At 48.2% G+C, this 19739-nt stretch carries 22 protein-coding genes; 10 read left to right on the top strand and 12 right to left on the bottom strand.

Annotated features, from left to right (window positions below; genetic code table 11):
* Nucleotides 1-6 precede the first annotated feature (6 nt).
* Entirely contained in the window at nucleotides 7-1626 is a 1620-nt protein-coding gene (nadB, locus tag LQ777_RS23575; RefSeq protein WP_232560370.1) for an L-aspartate oxidase, read from the top strand.
* A gap of 19 nt (nucleotides 1627-1645) precedes the next feature.
* Nucleotides 1646-1846 (top strand): hypothetical protein, encoded by a 201-nt coding sequence (locus LQ777_RS23580; RefSeq protein ID WP_232560371.1) that lies wholly within the window; start codon nucleotides 1646-1648, stop codon nucleotides 1844-1846.
* Between the two features lies 1 nt (nucleotide 1847).
* On the opposite strand, the gene LQ777_RS23585 is transcribed toward LQ777_RS23580, so the two are convergent.
* The 7 genes from LQ777_RS23585 to LQ777_RS23610 form a co-directional block, all read right to left on the bottom strand.
* Nucleotides 1848-2531 (bottom strand): LytR/AlgR family response regulator transcription factor, encoded by a 684-nt coding sequence (locus LQ777_RS23585; RefSeq protein ID WP_232560372.1) that lies wholly within the window; start codon nucleotides 2529-2531, stop codon nucleotides 1848-1850.
* A gap of 93 nt (nucleotides 2532-2624) precedes the next feature.
* Nucleotides 2625-2756 (bottom strand): hypothetical protein, encoded by a 132-nt coding sequence (locus LQ777_RS30540; RefSeq protein ID WP_255720817.1) that lies wholly within the window; start codon nucleotides 2754-2756, stop codon nucleotides 2625-2627.
* 12 nt (nucleotides 2757-2768) lie between these two features.
* Nucleotides 2769-3725 carry a sensor histidine kinase gene (locus tag LQ777_RS23590; RefSeq protein ID WP_232560373.1) on the bottom strand — a complete coding sequence of 319 codons (957 nt, stop codon included), beginning with the start codon at nucleotides 3723-3725 and terminating at the stop codon, nucleotides 2769-2771.
* 197 nt (nucleotides 3726-3922) lie between these two features.
* Nucleotides 3923-4765, bottom strand: coding sequence for a CPBP family intramembrane glutamic endopeptidase (locus tag LQ777_RS23595; RefSeq protein ID WP_232560374.1), 843 nt, complete (start codon nucleotides 4763-4765; stop codon nucleotides 3923-3925).
* Nucleotides 4766-4804: 39 nt separating this feature from the next.
* On the bottom strand, nucleotides 4805-5989 hold the full coding sequence (locus LQ777_RS23600) for a sensor histidine kinase (RefSeq protein ID WP_232560375.1): 1185 nt from the start codon (nucleotides 5987-5989) through the stop codon (nucleotides 4805-4807).
* A gap of 14 nt (nucleotides 5990-6003) precedes the next feature.
* Nucleotides 6004-6753 (bottom strand): hypothetical protein, encoded by a 750-nt coding sequence (locus LQ777_RS23605; RefSeq protein ID WP_232560376.1) that lies wholly within the window; start codon nucleotides 6751-6753, stop codon nucleotides 6004-6006.
* A gap of 44 nt (nucleotides 6754-6797) precedes the next feature.
* Complete coding sequence (locus LQ777_RS23610) at nucleotides 6798-7142, bottom strand: hypothetical protein (protein WP_232560377.1); 345 nt, start codon at nucleotides 7140-7142, stop codon at nucleotides 6798-6800.
* A gap of 432 nt (nucleotides 7143-7574) precedes the next feature.
* Here LQ777_RS23610 and LQ777_RS23615 point away from each other — a divergent pair, with 432 nt between their 5' ends.
* The 5 genes from LQ777_RS23615 (at nucleotide 7575) to LQ777_RS23635 (ending at nucleotide 12350) form a co-directional block, all read left to right on the top strand.
* Complete coding sequence (locus LQ777_RS23615) at nucleotides 7575-7814, top strand: acyl carrier protein (protein WP_009284998.1); 240 nt, start codon at nucleotides 7575-7577, stop codon at nucleotides 7812-7814.
* 59 nt (nucleotides 7815-7873) lie between these two features.
* Nucleotides 7874-9124: a beta-ketoacyl-ACP synthase II gene (fabF, locus tag LQ777_RS23620; protein ID WP_232560378.1), complete on the top strand. Its 1251-nt coding sequence runs from the start codon at nucleotides 7874-7876 to the stop codon at nucleotides 9122-9124.
* Nucleotides 9125-9127: 3 nt separating this feature from the next.
* A complete protein-coding gene (rnc, locus tag LQ777_RS23625) occupies nucleotides 9128-9889 on the top strand; it encodes a ribonuclease III (protein WP_232560379.1) in 762 nt (253 codons plus the stop codon).
* Between the two features lie 255 nt (nucleotides 9890-10144).
* On the top strand, nucleotides 10145-10600 hold the full coding sequence (locus LQ777_RS23630) for an Hsp20/alpha crystallin family protein (protein WP_232560380.1): 456 nt from the start codon (nucleotides 10145-10147) through the stop codon (nucleotides 10598-10600).
* 217 nt (nucleotides 10601-10817) lie between these two features.
* Nucleotides 10818-12350 carry a Do family serine endopeptidase gene (locus LQ777_RS23635; protein ID WP_232560381.1) on the top strand — a complete coding sequence of 511 codons (1533 nt, stop codon included), beginning with the start codon at nucleotides 10818-10820 and terminating at the stop codon, nucleotides 12348-12350.
* A gap of 90 nt (nucleotides 12351-12440) precedes the next feature.
* Here LQ777_RS23635 and gmd read toward each other — a convergent pair whose 3' ends face one another.
* The gene (gmd, locus tag LQ777_RS23640; protein WP_232560382.1) at nucleotides 12441-13553 is read right to left on the bottom strand and encodes a GDP-mannose 4,6-dehydratase; all 1113 of its coding nucleotides are present in this window, start codon (nucleotides 13551-13553) and stop codon (nucleotides 12441-12443) included.
* A gap of 79 nt (nucleotides 13554-13632) precedes the next feature.
* Nucleotides 13633-14229 carry an SPOR domain-containing protein gene (locus LQ777_RS23645; protein WP_232560383.1) on the bottom strand — a complete coding sequence of 199 codons (597 nt, stop codon included), beginning with the start codon at nucleotides 14227-14229 and terminating at the stop codon, nucleotides 13633-13635.
* Between the two features lie 123 nt (nucleotides 14230-14352).
* Here LQ777_RS23645 and murB point away from each other — a divergent pair, with 123 nt between their 5' ends.
* A complete protein-coding gene (gene murB, locus LQ777_RS23650; protein WP_232560384.1) occupies nucleotides 14353-15378 on the top strand; it encodes a UDP-N-acetylmuramate dehydrogenase in 1026 nt (341 codons plus the stop codon).
* A 59-nt stretch (nucleotides 15379-15437) separates the two neighbouring features.
* On the opposite strand, the gene LQ777_RS23655 is transcribed toward murB, so the two are convergent.
* Nucleotides 15438-16352, bottom strand: coding sequence for an ROK family protein (locus LQ777_RS23655; protein ID WP_232560385.1), 915 nt, complete (start codon nucleotides 16350-16352; stop codon nucleotides 15438-15440).
* A 140-nt stretch (nucleotides 16353-16492) separates the two neighbouring features.
* Complete coding sequence (locus LQ777_RS23660) at nucleotides 16493-17167, bottom strand: SDR family oxidoreductase (RefSeq protein WP_232560386.1); 675 nt, start codon at nucleotides 17165-17167, stop codon at nucleotides 16493-16495.
* A gap of 142 nt (nucleotides 17168-17309) precedes the next feature.
* On the opposite strand from LQ777_RS23660, the gene LQ777_RS23665 reads away from it, so the two are divergent.
* Both LQ777_RS23665 and LQ777_RS23670 read left to right on the top strand, forming a co-directional pair.
* Nucleotides 17310-18041: an MlaE family ABC transporter permease gene (locus LQ777_RS23665; protein WP_232560387.1), complete on the top strand. Its 732-nt coding sequence runs from the start codon at nucleotides 17310-17312 to the stop codon at nucleotides 18039-18041.
* 12 nt (nucleotides 18042-18053) lie between these two features.
* A complete protein-coding gene (locus LQ777_RS23670) occupies nucleotides 18054-18800 on the top strand; it encodes an ABC transporter ATP-binding protein (protein WP_232560388.1) in 747 nt (248 codons plus the stop codon).
* Nucleotides 18801-18865: 65 nt separating this feature from the next.
* On the opposite strand, the gene nadC is transcribed toward LQ777_RS23670, so the two are convergent.
* Nucleotides 18866-19699, bottom strand: coding sequence for a carboxylating nicotinate-nucleotide diphosphorylase (nadC, locus tag LQ777_RS23675; protein WP_232560389.1), 834 nt, complete (start codon nucleotides 19697-19699; stop codon nucleotides 18866-18868).
* Nucleotides 19700-19739: the final 40 nt, after the last annotated feature.

Genomic DNA, 19739 nt, shown 5'->3' on the forward strand with positions numbered 1-19739 from the left:
TTAGTAATGCCCCATCAATTCGATTTTCTTGTCATCGGCTCTGGTATCGCGGGCCTGAGTTACGCCACCAAGCTGGCGATGCACTTCGAGAACCTGGAACGTGAATCGAACGCACCGCCCGTCCGCATCGGTGTTATCACTAAAGTTCAGGCCGACGAAACCAATACGAAGTACGCCCAGGGAGGCATTGCCGCCGTCTGGTCAGAGGCCGACTCATTTGAGAAGCACATCGACGATACGATGGTGGCTGGCGATTTTCTGAGCGACCCTCATGTTGTTGAGATTGTTATCCGGGAAGCGCCCAATCGTATTCGCGAGCTGATCGATTACGGAACCCGGTTTGACAAAGAACACGGCAGCGACGACTACAATCTAGCCAAAGAAGGGGGTCATTCCGATTACCGAATTTTGCACTTCAAGGACATTACCGGGGCAGAGATTGAGCGGGCTTTGCTTGAAAAGGCTCATTCCTTGAAGTCTATTGAGATCTTCACGCACTACTACGCCGTTGAACTAATTACGCGGCACCAGCTTGGCGAGACGGTTCATCGATACGATACGGATAACAAGTGTTTTGGCGCGTATGTGCTGAATACACAGACGGGTCAGGTTGAACAGTTTCTCGCAAAAACAACCTTGCTGGCAACGGGTGGTATTGGCAATATCTACCAGAATACCACCAACCCCAACATCGCTACTGGCGATGGTATTGCGATGGCTTACCGGGCAAAAGCGGTATGCAAGGACATGGAATTCATCCAGTTTCACCCGACAGCGCTTTACGAACCCGGTAAGAAACCCAACTTTTTGATCTCCGAAGCCGTCCGGGGATTTGGCGGTATCCTGCGAAACAAGAAGGGCGAAACGTTCATGGAGAATTACGATTCGCGCCTATCGCTGGCCCCGCGCGATATCGTGGCGCGCGCCATCGACTCCGAGATGAAAAAAGCGGGTGATCCGCATGTGTATCTGGACGTGACGCATTGCGATTACGAAAAATTTGTCGAGCATTTTCCAACGATTACCGCTTACTGCCACGATCATCTCGGTCTTAATTTACGGAAAGATTTTATCCCCGTCGTTCCGGCGCAACACTACCTATGCGGGGGAATCCGGGTTAATGAGTGGGGCCAGACCAATATTCAGTTCCTGTACGCCGTCGGGGAATGTTCCTGCACAGGTCTTCACGGAGCCAATCGGTTAGCGTCCAACTCCCTACTCGAAGCCGTTGTGTTTGGGCATCGGGCTTATCAAAAAACCGTCGAGTTATTCGATCAGGCCGTTTTACCCGAAAACCTCCCCCTCTGGAATGACGCCGGTACGACCCACCCCGAAGAACTAGTTCTGGTTACAGAGATGAAAAAAGAACTGGAGTCGATTATGTCCAACTACGTCGGTATCGTACGAACGAATCGACGCTTGAAGCGGGCGATGGACCGGCTTGAGTTGATCTACCTCGAACATGAAGAGCTTTACCGCCAGTCGAAAGTATCTGCACCCATCTGCGAATTGCGCAACATGATCGAAGTCGCTTATTTGGTCATCAAAATGGCAATGGCCCGGCGCGAGAACCGAGGGCTCCATTTCAATCTGGACAATGCAAAACATGATGACTCAATGTCCTAGGTGCAATTCTATTGACATAATGGGACCGCTCCCGCTTACTACCTCAGAAGGTACCAACACATTCGTTCGGATTACCGAACCCCGTACCAGCGCTTTGCAAATTCGAGCCAGCGAAACCGCAACATTACACGTTGCGATTTGCGGTTCGTGCGGTTACGCGGAACAGTCCGTTGCTGACGCGGCCCGGCTGTGGAAATACTGGCAGAAAGGATATCGGTAGGCTACTTCACACGTTCTAGTAGTTCATCGCGATACGACCCACTCAACGGCACCTGTACTTTACCGATGGTAAGCTGGTGCCGTTCTATTTTCTCGATACGGTTGAGGGAAACAATGTACGACTTGTGAACGCGCATAAACTGATCGCCCGGAAGCATCTCGGCGGCTTCACCAATGGTCATGCGCGTAACGGCTTTCTTGCCGATTTCCTGAAAGGTTAGATAATTTCCTTCCGACTCCACGTATTGCAGTTCGTCGAGGTTGATCCGTACCCAGTCGTAGCCGTCTTTTACAAAAACGTAAGGAGATTTTTTAGCATCGTCGGATAAGCGCTCGTAGGCTTTGTTTGCCGCCTGCATGAAGCGCCCAAAGGCAATGGGTTTCAGTAGATAGTCCAGCGCACTTAGCTCAAACCCTTGCAACGCGTATTCAGGGTAAGCCGTAGTAAATACAACCAGCGACTTGTTGCCGACCACCTGCGCGAAGTCAAGCCCCGTAAGATCCGGCATGTTGATATCCAGAAAAATCAAATCAATCGGTTCGGTTTTCAGGAAGGTCAGGGCTTCGATGGCGTTGACAAACGTGCGTTTCAGGTCAAGGAAAGGAACTTTACTAGCGTGCGATTTAATCACATTGAGCGCAATGGGCTCGTCGTCGATGGCGATACAGCGGAGGGTAGCAGGCATAAATTAATTAGACGAATTTTCTTTCCTAAACTCATTGAGTACACGTCGTATCAAAGCCGGAATTATGATACTGTATACAGCCAGAAAGGGTAACTACGGAGTATGTTTTCCATTCGAATGGGCTGCCGCTATAATACCGATATGCAGACCAATCAAAAAGCCGATGAAGACAACGTTCATCAGCACGTTTGGCCCTATACTGTATCGACCGACCTTGAGTTTCATGGGTGCTATCAGTTAAAGTTTAATCTGTAAGTGTACCCTGAATTGGTCGTTCGCTTCCCGTATCTCCAGCGAGTGACGGTTCGGATAAACCAGCGCTAATCGCTGTCGAACGTTTGCCAGACCCAAGCCAGTCCCTTTTTCAAGCCCGGTTCGGGGCACAAGGCTATTTTCAATAACAGCATCAAGGTTTCCATTCTCAATCTGCATCTGAATACGCACAAAGCAAGGGTATTGAACACTGATTCCGTACTTGAACGCATTCTCGATGAGTGGATTCAACAACAAAGGAGCGATCTGAGCGGGCTTTTCATCCCAATCGATCCGGGTCCTGATTTGAATTGTATCTGTATTGGGTACACGCATTCGATGGAGTTCTACCGTGTCTTCTACAAACCGTACTTCCTGTTCAATCGGAATAAGATCTTGTTGTGAAGCTTCGGTCATATGGCGCATCACAGAAGACAGCTGCTCAATTCCGGCGGCTGTACGATCGGTGTCGCCCGCTAATGCACTGCCATACAAGTTGTTTAGCGTATTGAACATGAAGTGTGGATTAACCTGCGCCTTGAGCGTCTGCAACTCAGCCTGCGTCTTCTGAAGAATTAACGCTCGTTCCCGACGCTGGTTTTGGCGATAAGCCCGTACGGCGATGAATAGCAACGTATAAACCCATGTTACAAAAACACCTCCTAAAGCCTCTTGCAAAGCCGCTTTGTCTTTCATTGATATACCCAGATGCACGAAGATCAAGATGGTAACAACCGCCAGAATAAATATATAAACGACAAAAGCGTACAGACCAAAGACTACAAACGTCCATACTTTACGTCTACTTGCCAGAACATTATACAGCCAGTAGCTACCGTGAATAAGTAGCACATAAATGAAACCAGTCACTATGGTCAGTAGGGCATACCCAATCCAGTTATTTTGATACTTTACCAGCAGCGGACTAGTTTCCTTAAGCATTTCAAAGGGCAGGTAGGTGAATTCGAGCCACCCTGCTAAGAGGCTTACGACGACCCAAAGCACACAATGAATCAAAAAAAGCCTTACCTCCCGATGAAGTACCCAACGGGTTGCTTTACGGTCTCTTGCGGAGGCCGAGGAAACCAAAGCCGATTCCATAAATCCTGCTCGTTGAAAGAATTGTCGGATCAGAGAAATCAAGCCTGTATCGATTTAGGTAAAATCCGATTCAGGTACGCATAACAGGCCAAACATACACCAACGCAACCGATCAGCAAACCTATATACAGCGTATCGTTGCCGACCCAGCTCTGCGTAACATTCTGGCTCATATCCATCGTATCGCTGACCAGGAACGTCAACGAGCTTACCCCGTTATTCACAAAGTGAAGAAACATGCACAGGCCGAGCGAACGGGTACGGTAATACAGCCAACCCAATGCAAAGCCCAGGAACATCGCATTGACCGCCTGCGCCGGAATCAGGTGTATACCACCGAAGATGATACCCGACCAGATAATCGCTTTGGTAGGACTGTAGTTTTTCAGAAATCCGTCCAGAATAATTCCCCGAAACAAAACTTCTTCTAAGATAGGCGCGGCTATCACAGCGGCAATAATCATATTTTTTGTAAACAGTTCCGCAACGATTTTCTCTAGCTCGGCAGGCATCGGTATCGCACTGACCAGCGGCTCAGCCAGTGAGCTAAGTGCCAGCATACCAAGCGCGGCTACCGGGTAAGCGGCCACCGGAACAGACCGCCAGGATAACGAACGACTTCCGCGTTTCCGGAAGGCATACAGAATAGTAAGTCCGATAGCGATCACGTAAGCCAGCGTTTCACCAATGACGTTCAGCACAGGCAGCCCAAATCGATCAGCGGCAAATTTTAAGCCCAGCGCGGGTAGCGTAGCCGGAAGTTGCATCAGGAAAAAGACGCCAATCAGCCACCAGGACTGGTTGAGCGTTGGATAACCAACAGGGCGGGGTTGTTCGGTAATGACAAATGGAGGTTGTTCGGAGGTTGTGGGTAAATTCATGACAGGTTTACGGTTAAGATTGGACTGGAAACTGACTGATTAATAAAGGTTAATGGTCAATGCGACTCGAAACACTCGTTGGTCTTCGTCCACTTGCAGGGAATGACGGTCGGGGTAAGCCAGTGCGAGTCGTTGCCGGACATTAGCGAGTCCAATTCCTGTTCCTCTTTCCAGGCCAGTTCGGGGAAGCACACTATTTTCGGTGGTAAGCTGGAGAATTCCGTCTTTTACTTGTAAGTGAATGTGCACAAAACACGGATGTTGAATGCTAATCCCATATTTGAAAGCATTTTCAATCAAGGGATTCAGCAGCAACGGGACAATCTGTGCGGGCTTCTCGTCCCAGTCAATGCGGGTAGCGATATCAATGTTGGCCTGATTTGGGAGACGGATGCGCTGAAGCTCCACAAAGTCGTCGATGAAGCGCAGTTCGCGTTGAATGTTTGTCGTTTGTAAGCGCGACTCTTCCATCACATAGCGCACAATTCCCGATAGTTGCTGAATGCTTTCTGCCGTGCGGGGGCTGTCTTCCAGAATAGCCGTCCCGTAGATGTTATTCAGCGAGTTGAACAGAAAATGTGGATTGACCTGTGCTTTTAATGCATCGAGTTCAGCCTGGGTACGCTGCTGAATGAGTACCAGTTGACGACGGCGTGCGTTGGTCCAGGCCGCAATCAGGCTGTACACAATGGTCAGTAGCATGAATCCGTTCACAAAAGTCCAGTGAAAACTTTGACGAGTACCCGCTTTACCGATTACGGCTGGCAACGAAGCCCCGAGTATTAGCCAGACACTGACCATAAAAAACACGTAGATGACTCTGCCCAGGTTATCCGATTCGAATAGTTTGCGAAAGATATACTCGTACTGAATTCTTATCACGGCAAATAGCAGTACAACGAAAGCCACCCACACACCACTGTTATCCGCGAAAGATCGTACAATTCTACCAGCGAAAGCACCCGTCCGATACGACGAACTGGCCCAACGTCCCCCTTCCTTTGCCAGTTCCAGGTCGCGCTTCTCCGCTTTGGTAACGTACTCGGTTAATTGATCCTCCAGGCTGGTTTGATTGAACTGATAAGTCAGATAGCTTATACTGATGATTAAGACAACCCATATCCACCATCGGGCAATCAGCGGCTGCCCTGTCTGTTGAAACCAGTTAGCAAAGGCGGACCAATAACCTGATTTTAGTGGGCTTGTTTTCAAGGTGCTTTCCATCTATCCTTTCAAAGTTACAGGGTTCGAAGCACTTCCAACGTCAGTGGAGTAACTATCATCAGGGAATGAACCGCCACTGCGTACCAAAACCCGTACTTCATCCGAATATAGCCGTAGTAGGAGCCGCTTAGTAAGCCAATCAGCAGCATGAGCGGTAAGATGAGCAGTTGCCAGCCGGTCAGTGCATTGAATCCGTCATGAATTTTGCTACAAGCGTATAGTCCCGTAATGGCGTAGTAGATCCAGCGGAAATTAGCTTGCCAGAAGGCGTGGATGCGATTAAACACAGCAGGTCGTTTCAGCCAGTTGCCTAATGCATAAGCCGCTACCCCCCAAGTTAGCACAAACCATAAGGTGGACGTCTGATGATTACTGCCCGGTATATGCTGGTAACAGTACCCCACTAACCCTGCTACCAAAAAAGAGCCCGTGTTTCTAAGACGATTTGGTGTGAGTCGTAAAATAGCGCGGAAGACAACTTCTTCAAGAATAACGGCAACCGGAACGGCGGCTACTAAAATACCTATGGACGATGTGTAGCGCTGTAGCAGGGGCGTAAAAATATTCTCTCCTGTTACCTGCTCCATTAACAGGACCATGCCTGTCGAGAGTAGCATAAAAATTAGAAGCAGCGGATACTCACTCAGAAATGTGCGCACTTGGACCAGCAACGGCTTCTTAGACGAGTCTGTCAACGGCTGCTGATAGTCCGGCCAACGAAGGTAGTTTTGAAAATCAGAGAAAGTAGGCGTAAAGGCTTGCATTGTGGTAGAAGGGTATAGATCTGACAGGTAGGAGGATACTGTGATTAATAAGCTGATGTATCCGCATGAACAACCGGCATAACGGTCTGGTGTGGCTCATCACGAAGAACTACGTGCGGTTTAGGGAGACTGACTGGCGCTTCTACGGTAGTGGGCTGAGGAGTAGCTTGCTCTACGTTTTCGGTAAGCGTCACTTTGCCATGCCGCTCATACGTGAGTTGCTCGTTGTTTTCAAGTGTAATACGATCTAAACTATACGTGGTATCCGGGCGAACGATCATCGATTGCGGCTGTGTGGTGGTCCGCATGGGTTCGATAGACTGATCGGTACAAGCCGTAAAAGCAACAGCAGAAATTAAAAGAGCAAGGGCTTTGTTGATCGTTTTCATGGCAGTGTGTTTCTAAGGATGTTTTGATTTCGTTTGATGGCCGACCAGGTGTCAGCCGTTTCGATGAGTCAAAACAAACACATTGCTTCTGGCCCCTAAAATTGGTGTGACCAACTAGCCAGACTTTGGGAGGAAATAGGCAAAGTTTGGGATTTGCGCCTTGGTCCTTACAAAACAAAGCGAAGAATGAAATGAGTACTCCGCCCCTCGACAGCGCCCTTATCACGGCAAAAACTCGGAAGCTTTCTATTTTCAGGGGTAGTCTATTGACAAACTAGAAACACAATAAAACATACTTTATCCGCTGAATTTCAGATTATTACCCACAATAAACAGCCCAATGAAACGTTTTACTGCTCGAAAAAATTGTTTGATAATCCAAAGGTAAATCCTTTTCTTTGCGCAGTTTTTCAACCCCAACGGACTACTAAAATGTCAGAAATTGCACAAAAGGTCAAAAATATCATTGTCGAGAAATTGGGCGTAGAAGAGTCGGAGGTTACGCCAGAGGCTAGCTTCACGAACGATCTAGGCGCAGACTCACTTGACACGGTTGAATTGATCATGGAATTTGAGAAAGAATTCAACATTTCTATCCCAGACGATCAGGCTGAAAACATCGGCACGGTTGGTCAGGCTATCACTTACCTGGAAGAAAACGCAGGTAAATAATTCCTGAGGTTTAGCAACTAATGCTTTCCTCTTTTTAATTACCCCCGCAGTAGAACTGTATGACGTTAAAACGAGTAGTCGTAACGGGTTTAGGCGCACTTACGCCGATTGGTAACGATGTACCCTCCTATTGGAACAACTTATCAGCCGGCGTAAGCGGTGCCGGCCCGATCACGAAATTTGATGCTTCTAAGTTTCGTACGCGATTCGCGTGTGAGCTGAAAGGGCTCGATGTCACACAGTTTATTCCTCGGCAGGAGGCCCGCAAAATGGATGCGTTCACCCATTATGCGCTTATCGCCACTGACGAGGCCATTCGGGATGCCGAAATAGACCTGGAGAAAATCGACCGGAACAAAGTCGGTGTTATCTGGGGCTCCGGCATTGGCGGTCTTAAGTCGTTCGAAGACGAGATGCTCGACTACGCCAAAGGCGACGGCACCCCCCGAATCAATCCTTTCTTTATCGTTCGCATGATCGCCGACAGCGCGTCGGGTCAGATCTCCATGCGGTACGGATTCCGTGGTACCAACTACGTCACTGTTTCGGCCTGCGCATCTACCAACAATGGCATCATCGATGCCTTCAACTACATTCGTCTGGGTCGGTTGAATATGTGCGTTGTGGGCGGTTCCGAAGCAGCTGTCACCCGCGCCGGTATCGGAGGATTCAACGCCAACCGTGCGCTTTCAGAGCGTAACGACTCGCCCGAAACGGCATCAAGACCTTACGACAAAGACCGGGACGGTTTTGTGTTAGGAGAAGGAGCTGGATCGCTTATTCTGGAAGAGTACGATCACGCTGTAGCGCGCGGAGCCAAGATCTACGCTGAACTCATTGGTGGTGGTATGTCGTCAGACGCTTATCACATCACAGCGCCACACCCCGAAGGTCTCGGCGCTTATCTGGCGATGAAAGATGCGCTTGACGATGCGGGGATCGCTCCGACAGATATCGATTACATCAATACGCACGGCACATCAACGCCAGTCGGTGATCCACAGGAACTTAAAGCCATCTATCAATTGTTCGGTGATCATTCGTTCAAGCTGAATATCAGCTCGACGAAGTCTATGACCGGCCACTTGCTGGGTGCAGCGGGTGCTGTGGAAGCAATTGCCAGTATCAAGGCTCTGGAGCATCAACTTGTACCGCCTACGATTAACCTGTTTAACGTAGACGAAGAGATCGACTCTCGGTTCAATTTGACGCCACTGAAGCCGCAAGCTCGTTCACTGACAACGGTTATGAGCAATGCGTTCGGTTTTGGAGGTCATAATGCCATTGTCATTTTCCGTAAACTAAGCTGAGTCGTGCAACTCGCGCTGCCCCGTAGTTTGTTCAATCCGTTCGACTGGTTCCGGTCGCAAAACACCGATCCGCGCAAAAACCTGCGCCGGTCAATTGCTCACATCATTGGTGAACGGCCGTCCAACATCGGCCTTTACCAATTGGCGTTGCGTCATACCTCAGCCTCGAAAGCCACGGCTATTGAAGGATTTCGGGAGTCAAACGAGCGGCTGGAGTATCTGGGCGATGCCGTATTGGGCATGGTCATTGCCGAATTTTTATTCAAAAAATACCCGTACAAGGACGAAGGCTTCTTGACTGAGATTCGCTCCCGAATTGTTAACCGCGAAACCCTGAACGGAATTGCCCGCAAAATTGGCCTCGATCACCTGATTGAGTACGATGGTAGCCGTACCCGTAGTTTGCCTGCCCGTACGTCGATGTATGGTGATGCTCTTGAGGCTCTGGTTGGTGCGGTTTACTTAGACAAAGGCTTTCGCTTCTCCCGCCGGTTTATTCTCAAAGAACTACTCTCGCATTACGATATTGACTCGGTAGTTCAAAACAACGTGAACTTCAAAAGCCGGCTCATCGAGTGGGCGCAACGTACAGGCAAAGAAGTGCGTTTTGAAATTTTGTCAGAGAAGGGCAATAGCCATTTCCGCGAGTTTATCGCGCAGGTCATCATTGACGATGAGCAATTTGCTACGGGTGGTGGTTACAGTAAAAAGAAAGCTGAACAAGCTGCCGCAGAAAAAGCACTTGAGCTTCTGGACGCTAAATAAGCAGCCCCTCTTCGAAAATCCACAAAATTTGTAGAGTAATAACCGCACTCGTCTTTGTGCGTTAATCTCTTTGTGCAATCATTTTTGCCACTCCTGGCGAATAATCAAGCCATTTTGTCCATTCGTCGTGCTTATCTATGTCAAATTTATGACATATTGACCTACCTGCTTTCCGAATTCAAGCTGGCACAGAGTTTGAAAAATAAGTAGCATAACTAGTTAACTTATTTTCTAACTCCTAATCAATCATCAGTCATGAATCCGTTAATGCGCACGAACAACAATCTTCCATCGTTGATCGAGAATTTTTTCGGCCGCGACATGAATGATCTTTTCAATTCGAATTCATCCTGGGTAAATAATGTTCCAGCGGTGAACGTGGTTGAGCACAAGGATGGTTTTCGGATTGAAGTAGCCGCTCCTGGTTTGAAGAAAGAGGATTTTAAACTCAATCTGAACCACAACAATCTTACAATCTCTTCCTATCAGGCAACGCAACAGGAACAACCTAGCGACGAAGGGCGGGACAAAGAAAAATATACCCGTCGCGAGTTTAGCTATTCGTCTTTCCAAAGAATATTCACCTTGCCTACTTCGGTAGATGCTGATAACATACAAGCTTCGTACACCGATGGGGTTCTTAAAATTGAGATTCCGAAACGTGAAGAAGCTAAAGTAAAACCGCCACGCCAGATTGAGATCGGCGGCTAATATGGTGACTGAAACAATACGCATAAAAGTCCGTGAGGAGCGCTCCTGCGGGCTTTTATGCATACTGAGGCCCTCCTAACAAAGCCTTGTTAAAATTTGTTAAGGGTAAGATTCCCTGGATTTTTCAGCACCAAGTTTCCGTTATATAGACAAGTAGAAGTAAATTAGTATACGTCTTACACAACAAGAACAGCAATTTAGATTTTCCCAATTAACCATGAAAAGCAACTGGAAACTATTGGCGTTAATGGCACTTCTATCAAGTGTAGTGACGCTGGCTGCCTACAACCTTCTAGGGTTTAATCAGCGGGATGTTATCTTTAACGAGTCGTCATCCACTCCAACGATTACGGGACGCTTGGCCGCCTTAACGGGCAATGGTCCAACGGCAACTCCCGGCGATTTCTCCACCGCAGCCGAAGCCGTAACTCCCACCGTTGTTCACATCCGCACGACGATGACCCGTACGGTTCGCCAGCAACAAGTCCCTGACATCTTTCGAGATTTCTTCGGTGATGATTTTGGTGGTCAAAGCCGCCCTCGTCGTCAACAAGGACAGGCGTCAGGTTCTGGCGTGATCATTAGCAAAGATGGCTACATTGTAACGAACAACCACGTTGTACAAGACGCCGATGAGGTTGAAGTTATTCTGACCGACAAACGAAGCTTTAAAGCTAAAGTAATTGGTACTGACCCACTAACGGATCTAGCAGTTGTTAAAATCGAAGCCAACAACCTGCCCGCAGTTACTCTTGGTGACTCTGACGCGCTGAAACTGGGCGAATGGGTACTAGCCGTTGGCTACCCGCTTGATCTTGAATCGACCGTTACCGCTGGTATCGTGAGTGCTAAAGGCCGTCGGATCGGTATCCTTGACCAAAATGCTCGTCAACAGCAGCAGCAGAACGATTCGAAAGCAGATACGCCTGTTGAATCGTTTATTCAGACGGATGCCGCTATCAACCCTGGTAATTCAGGTGGTGCACTCGTAAACCTCCGTGGTGAACTGGTTGGTATCAACTCGGCCATTGCGTCGGCAACGGGTTACTACAGCGGTTATGGCTTTGCCGTTCCGGTATCGCTCGTGAAAAAAGTATCAGCTGACCTCTTGAAATACGGCAACGTACAACGCGGTTATCTGGGTATCATGCCTATCGAGTTGAATAGCACGATTGCCAAAGAGAAAAACGCTAAAGTAGGCCGTGGTATTTACGTTGAGAGTGTTGTTGACAACGGTGCCGCTAAAACAGCAGGTTTAGAGAAGGGCGATGTAATCGTTAAGATGGAAGGTCAGCCCCTTGATTCGGACGCACAGATGCGTGAGATCATCGGTCGTCGTCGTCCAGGAGACATTCTGAATGTTACAGTTAACCGCAACGGTACTGAGCGCGACTTCAAAGTTGAACTTCGTAACCGCAACGGTGGCCGCGACGTCATCAAGAAAACCGACGTTACTGCTACAAACACTGCCCTCAGTTCACTCGGCGCTAACTTTGAAGAGTTAAGTGCTCAAGATGCCAAACAACTGGGTATCTCTGGTGGTGTGCGTGTGAAGAAAATTATGGATGGTAAGCTTGCTGAAACCGATATCGAAGAAGGTTTCATCATTGTAAAAGCAAACGGTAAAAACGTCAAAACGACGAAAGACCTGCAAGCCATCCTATCTTCGGTTAAAGAAGGTGAGGGCTTGATGCTGATCGGTATGTATCCGAACAGTTCGCGGATGTACTACTACGCAGTACCTGTATAATTGCCCTAGTGATTGAATACTAAAAAAGCCCATCTGGAAAGATGGGCTTTTTTAGTATTGACGTACTGCTAAAATGGAATTGTTTACTTCCTATTCGTAGTAATTCAGTACTTGGTGACCGCTCTTCGCTAGTAACTGATCGCGACGGAACAAATCAATATCAGCCGTCATCATATCTTTAACCAGCGCTGGAAGGTCGTATTTGGGTTTCCAGCCTAGCTTGGTCATCGCTTTTGTTGGATCGCCGAGCAGCAGATCAACCTCCGTTGGACGGAAATAGCGTGGATCAACACAGACAACTTCTTTACCAACTTCAAGTGGGAAATCTGGGTTTGACGCGCTCACAACGACAGCTTTCTCAGAAGCACCTTCGCCTTTGAATTCAAGTTCAACGCCAATTTCAGCGAAAGACATCCGTACGAAGTCCCGAATACGGGTTGTTACGCCTGTAGCAATAACAAAATCCTCTGGTTTTTCCTGCTGAAGAATCATGTGCATAGCTTCAACGTAATCCTTGGCATGGCCCCAGTCACGTTGCGCGTCAAGGTTACCGAGGTAAACTTTGTCCTGTAATCCAAGACCGATACGCGCTACAGCACGGGTGATTTTGCGTGTAACGAACGTTTCGCCACGAAGCGGTGATTCATGGTTGAACAGAATACCATTGCAGGCATACATGTTGTAAGCCTCGCGATAGTTGACGGTAATCCAGTAACCATATTGCTTTGCTACGGCATAAGGCGAACGCGGATAGAACGGTGTCGTTTCCGATTGAGCATGACCTTGTACCCCACCATATAACTCGGATGTTGATGCCTGATAGATACGGGTCTTTTCCGTAAGACCAAGTAACCGGACAGCTTCCAGGATACGGAGCGTTCCAATACCGTCTACCTGTGCCGTATACTCAGGCTCTTCGAAACTTACCTGTACGTGCGACATAGCGCCCAGGTTATAAATTTCGTCGGGTTGTACTTCCTGAATAATACGGATGATGTTGGTGGAATCAGACAAATCGCCGTAGTGTAGTTTGAAGCGCACATTTCTTTCATGTGGATCTTCGTACATATGGTCAATCCGCTGCGTGTTGAACAGCGAACTCCGACGTTTGATACCATGTACTTCATACCCTTTTTCTAGGAGAAGTTCAGTTAGGTAAGCCCCATCTTGTCCGGTTATACCGGTGATCAATGCCTTTTTCATAATTTGTTACACGGAAATAACACCGCTAAAATTGTACAAAACATACCAAAACTAAGTAATAGCAAGCTAATTATATAAATTATTTTATCGAGAGGCTACGGCGTATCTCTACCTTATCAGGCTGTAACTGGGAAGAAGGTAATAATTGACGGATTGACGCATAATAGCGTTCTGCATCAATTCGGCGCATGAAGTCTCCCACCTTAAGTTTATATGTTGGCTGATTATAGGTCAAATAAGGACTAAGTTCAGGAAAATTTTGATAAATCAGTAACTTAATCTTATCAATTTCTTGTCTTTGATTACCTACGTACACCTGAATGCGGTATCCGGGTGCATAACGGACCGCTCGATTCTTAACGGCAAGTGTGTCGATCACCATATCTAGCTTTCGATTGACATGCAATGCTTCAACTGGAACGGCGGGTTTGCTTACGTCATTTTTGCGTGGCGACGCGGTGGCAGGCGGTGAAACTGGAGCCGGGGTGGCAGGCCGGGTAGCTGCGGGGGACCGTCCAGCAGGAGAAGCATTATATACAGGTCGAGTAGCCGCAAGGTCTTCGTTGTAACTATTGTAGTTTATGGATGAGTTGTTTGACACCGTAGGGCGACTTGTTGCGCAACCTGTTAAGGCTAGGAAAGTCAACACGGCAAAGCCATTGAATCCAAATCGCATAGCTGTAATTAAATTAGATAGCAAAAGTAGCCATTTTACAAGTTGTATTCTGAAACCCCATAAGCCCGTTCGCTAACCCAATCCATATTTTGGTTAATTTTGGGTACTTACTACGAATAACGCATGCTGACTATTGAAAGCCGTGTGTCGCTCAAGCCTTACAATACCTTTGGCATTGATGTCAACGCACGGTACTGGGTTGAAATTAACCAGGAGGCTGATATCCAGACTCTGTTACAATTGACGGAATTTGTCGATACGCCTAAATTGATTCTTGGTGGAGGCAGTAATGTCCTTCTTTGCCATGATTTCAATGGCTTGGTCGTCAAAATGAATATTCAGGGTATTGAGGTCGTCCGCGAAGACGATGATCATGTATACCTGAAAGCCGGAGCCGGAATAAGCTGGCACGAATTAGTAGCGTTTGCTATTCAGCACGGTTACGCAGGTCTTGAGAATCTTTCCCTTATTCCCGGAACCGTTGGAGCCGCTCCTATGCAAAACATCGGGGCTTATGGGGTAGAGTTGGAACAGGTGTTCGAGTCACTGACCGCCATTCATATACCCACGGGCGAAAAACGTACGTTCAACCACGCAGACTGCGCGTTTGGCTATCGGGAGAGCGTCTTTAAGCGAGAACTAAAAGGTCAATATATTATTACAACCGTAACGTTTCAGCTCGATAAGCGGCCCACGTTTCACACACGCTACGGAGCTATTCAGGAAACACTGGCCGAAATGGGCGTACCGGAAGACAACTTAACCATAAAAGCTATCAGCGACGCCGTTATCCGGATTCGGCGTAGTAAGCTTCCTGACCCAGCGCAGATTGGTAATGCAGGTAGTTTTTTCAAGAACCCGGAAATTTCAAAAGAACAGTTTGACGCGCTTAAAGCAGAGTATCCGGCACTACCCGGCTATCCAATTGGCGATAATACGGTGAAAGTACCTGCGGGTTGGCTTATTGAGCAAGCTGGTTGGAAGGGATACCGGGCGGGGGATGCAGGCGTCCATGCCAAGCAAGCCCTTGTGCTGGTTAATTACGGCTATGCAACCGGCGATGAAATTTTAGCCCTTGCGAGGAAAGTACAGCAATCCGTACTTGAGAAGTTCGGAATTCAGATTTCGCCGGAAGTCAACGTAGTTTAATGGTTATCGAGAAGCGAAGAACGGAATAACAATCGTTCTTCGCTTCTCGACAATGATTGTTATTCGAAGCAGAGCGATGCTGCACCCAGCAAACCGGCATCGTTACCCAACGTAGCGCGTTTGATCGACAGACCGTTCTTATAATAGTCATTAAGCCAGTGGTCGAGCGTTTTCTCAACAGCGGGCAGGATGTAATCAAATGAAGCGGACAAACCACCACCGATCAGGACTTGCTTGATATCTAGAATCTTGATCAGCGCAGCCAGACCTTCTCCTAGTATTTCCCCAACTTCGGTCCAGATTTGAAGTGCTAGTTCGTCACCTTCGGCGGCTGCGGCAACCAAACCCGTCGTTGAGATATCACCGTCGTTGGGCAAATGGGTTTCGCCCATGTATTCGCTCCGGCGAAGAGCTGCTAGCTCGAGTAATTCTTTTTTGCCGATGTTGCGCTCCAGCACCCGACCGTTCCGCGACGGAATATGTCCAGGCTCCATCGCATTACCATCACCACCGGTAAAAATTTTCTTGTTGATGATAGCCGCTCCACCTACACCCGTACCTAATGTGATAAAAATGTAGTTCTCCGTTATCTTCTCTTCTGCGAAATAGTATTCACCCAAAGCGGCAGCGTTAGCATCATTTTCCAGAAAAAATGTAACACCGGGAAAACGTGTCGTCAAATTTTCTACAAGCGGAACGCCGTTGATTTCAGGAATAGCCGTTATTTCAAGGGGTACGGTCCGTTCCCGATTGAGCATACCCGGCAGACCAATACCAACTTGTTTAACTTCCTTGTTAGAAAACAATTGTAAGGCAACGGCATCACCAAAGCGCTCGACGAAGTGCCCGGACTGCCGCCAGCTAATGGTATCGTGGCTATAGAAATTAGAGATTTTACCCGTATTGGCATCAACGATACCCATTTTGACGTTCGTTCCGCCGACGTCAATACCCAAATATTCAACAGAAGACATTCGTAACAGTTATCGATTAACAGTGAACAGTTATCAGTTTAGACTGGATGAAGTGGGGTGCAAGATACAAAAGAGTCATTAGTCAACCGTCATCCGGGGCCGGCGGATTGTTTTCTTATTGCCAGAACTGATTAACCGCACTAAAGATCGCCTAATTGGGGACGGATAAGAATCTCTTCAACTACGGCACTTTTCGACAACGTATAAGCAGCCCAGGCACTATCAGCCACGTCACTCGCCTTCATGAAACGTTCTTCGGGTAGATCGGTTCCTTCCCAACTAGCGGTAAACGTTGCTCCGGGTAACAAAGCGGTTACTTTAACTCCGTGCGGCTTTAGTTCTTCCCGCAAAACCCGGCTCATTCCCAGCAACGCAAACTTCGATATGCAGTAAGAACCTCCGTTTGTGTAAGCGGTAATACTGGCCGTTGAGCAAATCATGAATATGTGTCCCTTCTTCCGAGCGACCATATCGCCGACTAGCCCCCGCGTCAGGTGATACGCGCTGCCAACATTCGTGGTCATTAGTTGCTCAAACGTACCGTCGGCTTCGTCTTGAATTTGTCCCGGCAGAAACACGCCCGTATTATTGACCAGCACGTCAACGGGCCGGTTGAGCGAATGAATGTAATCGAGCAGTGTCGTAACGCCCGCACGACTCGACAGATCAGCAGCAAACGGCAACAACCCCGGTCCTTGCAGGCCATCAACAGAGCGGGCACAAACGACAGCATCAAAGCCTTCGGCAACAAACCGATCGACAATAGCACGACCTATACCTTTGGTGCCACCGGTTACAACAATCAATGGATTCATAAACGTGTGTTTAAACCGTATACCTTTCAGGAGCGATAAGGTTTAGTATACGGCGCAAGTTACGTTAGAAACCATTCTACCTTTGCCGGGGTTCTCTCGATATGTCGTGTCCAGCCAGGACACAGGTCGCTTACATGCCTTTATGTCACACATAGGTAAATATTTTATCTTTCTGGGTACACTCTTCCGCAACCGGGAGAAATTTCGGGTTTATCTGGGGCTTATCTTAAATGAGTGTACGTCCATTGGTGTTGGATCAGTATTCATTGTTGCTCTTGTTAATACCTTTATCGGCGCGGTCACCTGCGTTCAAACGGCTTATAACCTCACTAACCCTTTCGTTCCGCATAATATTATCGCCCTGATTGTACGGGATAGTACGATTCTGGAGCTAGCTCCTACTCTGACCTGTATTGTATTAGCCGGTAAGGTGGGTTCTAACATAGCCAGTGAACTCGGCACTATGCGCATCACCGAACAAATCGACGCCTTGGAGGTGATGGGAATTAACTCAAGCTCTTACCTGGTCTTACCCAAGGTCGTTGCCTCGGTCCTTATGATACCCCTCCTGGTTATCATGGCGGGCTTCCTGTCTATTCTGGGTGGCTACATCGCCGGGGTACTGGCGGGGGTTATTTCGCCGGAAGATTACGTATCTGGACTACGTTTCGATTACAATCCATTCGGGGTGACATTTGCACTCACCAAAACCGTTGTGTTTGCCTTTCTGGTGTCAACAATCTCGGCTTATCAGGGCTATACCGTATCCGGTGGCGCACTTGAAGTAGGAGCGGCTTCGACAGCGGCCGTAACCAACAGTTGTATTGCTATTGTGGCTGCCGATTTTATTCTAACGCAGCTTCTGCTGACGTAATTTATCCGGACCATGATTGAAATCAAGAATATAGAAAAAACCTTCGGCGACCGTCAGGTGCTGGCGGGTATCAGCGGAACGTTTAAACCGGGGGAGACAAGCCTGATTATTGGGGGGAGTGGTACGGGGAAAAGCGTCTTGCTGAAGTGCATGATTGGCCTGATAAAACCCGACTCAGGCGAGGTTCTGTACGACGGACGCAATTTTCTGACGACAGGTCTGGACGATCAGAAAACCATCCGGCGAGAAATGGGCGTTCTCTTCCAGGGATCGGCGCTGTTCGACTCAAAAACGGTATCTGAAAATATTCGTTTCCCGCTCGATATGCTAACCGATCAGTCAACCAGCGAAAAAGAGGATCGAGTGCAGGAATGTCTACGTCGGGTTGGTCTGGAAACAGCGGGGGACCGGATGCCGTCCGAAATCAGCGGTGGTATGAAAAAACGCGTTGGTATTGCTCGCGCTATTGTATTAAACCCGAAGTACTTGTTTTGTGACGAACCAAACTCCGGTCTTGACCCACTAACATCCATCAAGATCGATCAGCTTATTTCGGAAATTACCGACGAGTATCAGATTACAACCGTTGTCATCACGCACGATATGAACTCCATGATGGAGATCGGCGAGAAAATCATGTTCCTTTACAAAGGCAAAAAATTGTGGGAAGGCAACAGCGATACCTTAACGCAATCGGATATTAAAGAGCTAAACGAGTTCATTTACGCCAACAAATTGCTGCGCGAAATGGAAAAGTAAGGATTTGGTCCAGGTGAGCGCTGGCTGTAGTTTTAATCGAGCTACAGCCAGCGCTTACTCGTTTATTAATAGGCTTTCAGGCTCAAATCAAGGCTTTTGACCTGATGCGTCAATGCTCCTGACGAAATAAAGTCAACGCCCGTTTCGGCGTAAGCGCGCAGGTTGCTTTCATCAATACCGCCCGACGCTTCGGTGATGAACCGACCATTGATCAAGCGAACCATATCCCGAATTCCTTCGGGTTTAAAGTTGTCGAGCAGGATAACGTCTACCTGCCCTACCCGCAATACCTCTTCAACCTCACCTTGGTTCCGCGTTTCAACCTCGATTCGTAGTGAACGTCCGGTTTCGTTCAGGTAAGCCACCGCCTTAGTGATAGCCGCTTCAATTCCTCCGGCATAATCAACATGGTTGTCTTTGATGAGGATCATGTCGTACAGACCAAACCGATGATTGACAGCACCACCGATCTTAGTAGCCATCTTCTCACAAATCCGGAAATTTGGCGTGGTCTTGCGGGTATCCAACAGTTTAGCCCGCGTTCCTTCGAGTAGGTCAACCAACTGACGCGTATGCGTAGCAATACCGCTCATGCGTTGCATACAGTTCAGCACTAGCCGCTCGGCCGTCAGAATCTTACGGGCGTTACCGCTCACCGTCAGAACGATATCGCCCGGCTTTATGCTGGCTCCATCCTGTACTAATACCTCTACCTGAAGCGTGGGATCGACTTCGGCAAAAACCGCCTGTGCCACTTCGACACCCGCTAGAATTCCTGCTTCTTTAACCAGCAACCGAGCCCGGTTTTGGGCATCCGCCGGAATGGTCGATAAAGAAGTATGATCGCCGTCGCCAACGTCTTCGGCAAGGGCTAATTGAATAAATTCGTGCAAATCCATAAAACGAAAGTAGGTAAATTTTAGCGATGCGATCCAATCG

This window comes from Spirosoma oryzicola (genome assembly GCF_021233055.1).
In the GTDB taxonomy this organism is placed as follows: Bacteria; Bacteroidota; Bacteroidia; order Cytophagales; family Spirosomataceae; genus Spirosoma; species Spirosoma oryzicola.

Excerpts from the sequence above, each read along its gene's own strand:
- LQ777_RS23670 (WP_232560388.1), top strand. The coding sequence starts at position 18,054 with ATGATTGAAATCAAGAATATAGAAAAAACCTTCGGCGACCGTCAGGTG.
- nadB (WP_232560370.1), top strand. The coding sequence starts at position 7 with ATGCCCCATCAATTCGATTTTCTTGTCATCGGCTCTGGTATCGCGGGC.
- nadC (WP_232560389.1), bottom strand. The coding sequence starts at position 19,699 with ATGGATTTGCACGAATTTATTCAATTAGCCCTTGCCGAAGACGTTGGC.
- LQ777_RS23660 (WP_232560386.1), bottom strand. The coding sequence starts at position 17,167 with ATGAATCCATTGATTGTTGTAACCGGTGGCACCAAAGGTATAGGTCGT.
- LQ777_RS23585 (WP_232560372.1), bottom strand. The coding sequence starts at position 2,531 with ATGCCTGCTACCCTCCGCTGTATCGCCATCGACGACGAGCCCATTGCG.
- LQ777_RS23605 (WP_232560376.1), bottom strand. The coding sequence starts at position 6,753 with ATGCAAGCCTTTACGCCTACTTTCTCTGATTTTCAAAACTACCTTCGT.
- fabF (WP_232560378.1), top strand. The coding sequence starts at position 7,874 with ATGACGTTAAAACGAGTAGTCGTAACGGGTTTAGGCGCACTTACGCCG.
- LQ777_RS23595 (WP_232560374.1), bottom strand. The coding sequence starts at position 4,765 with ATGAATTTACCCACAACCTCCGAACAACCTCCATTTGTCATTACCGAA.
- gmd (WP_232560382.1), bottom strand. The coding sequence starts at position 13,553 with ATGAAAAAGGCATTGATCACCGGTATAACCGGACAAGATGGGGCTTAC.
- LQ777_RS23645 (WP_232560383.1), bottom strand. The coding sequence starts at position 14,229 with ATGCGATTTGGATTCAATGGCTTTGCCGTGTTGACTTTCCTAGCCTTA.
- LQ777_RS23590 (WP_232560373.1), bottom strand. The coding sequence starts at position 3,725 with ATGCTTAAGGAAACTAGTCCGCTGCTGGTAAAGTATCAAAATAACTGG.
- LQ777_RS23630 (WP_232560380.1), top strand. The coding sequence starts at position 10,145 with ATGAATCCGTTAATGCGCACGAACAACAATCTTCCATCGTTGATCGAG.
- LQ777_RS23600 (WP_232560375.1), bottom strand. The coding sequence starts at position 5,989 with ATGGAAAGCACCTTGAAAACAAGCCCACTAAAATCAGGTTATTGGTCC.
- LQ777_RS23615 (WP_009284998.1), top strand. The coding sequence starts at position 7,575 with ATGTCAGAAATTGCACAAAAGGTCAAAAATATCATTGTCGAGAAATTG.
- LQ777_RS23610 (WP_232560377.1), bottom strand. The coding sequence starts at position 7,142 with ATGAAAACGATCAACAAAGCCCTTGCTCTTTTAATTTCTGCTGTTGCT.
- LQ777_RS30540 (WP_255720817.1), bottom strand. The coding sequence starts at position 2,756 with ATGAAACTCAAGGTCGGTCGATACAGTATAGGGCCAAACGTGCTGATG.
- LQ777_RS23580 (WP_232560371.1), top strand. The coding sequence starts at position 1,646 with ATGGGACCGCTCCCGCTTACTACCTCAGAAGGTACCAACACATTCGTT.
- LQ777_RS23655 (WP_232560385.1), bottom strand. The coding sequence starts at position 16,352 with ATGTCTTCTGTTGAATATTTGGGTATTGACGTCGGCGGAACGAACGTC.
- murB (WP_232560384.1), top strand. The coding sequence starts at position 14,353 with ATGCTGACTATTGAAAGCCGTGTGTCGCTCAAGCCTTACAATACCTTT.
- LQ777_RS23635 (WP_232560381.1), top strand. The coding sequence starts at position 10,818 with ATGAAAAGCAACTGGAAACTATTGGCGTTAATGGCACTTCTATCAAGT.
- LQ777_RS23665 (WP_232560387.1), top strand. The coding sequence starts at position 17,310 with ATGTCACACATAGGTAAATATTTTATCTTTCTGGGTACACTCTTCCGC.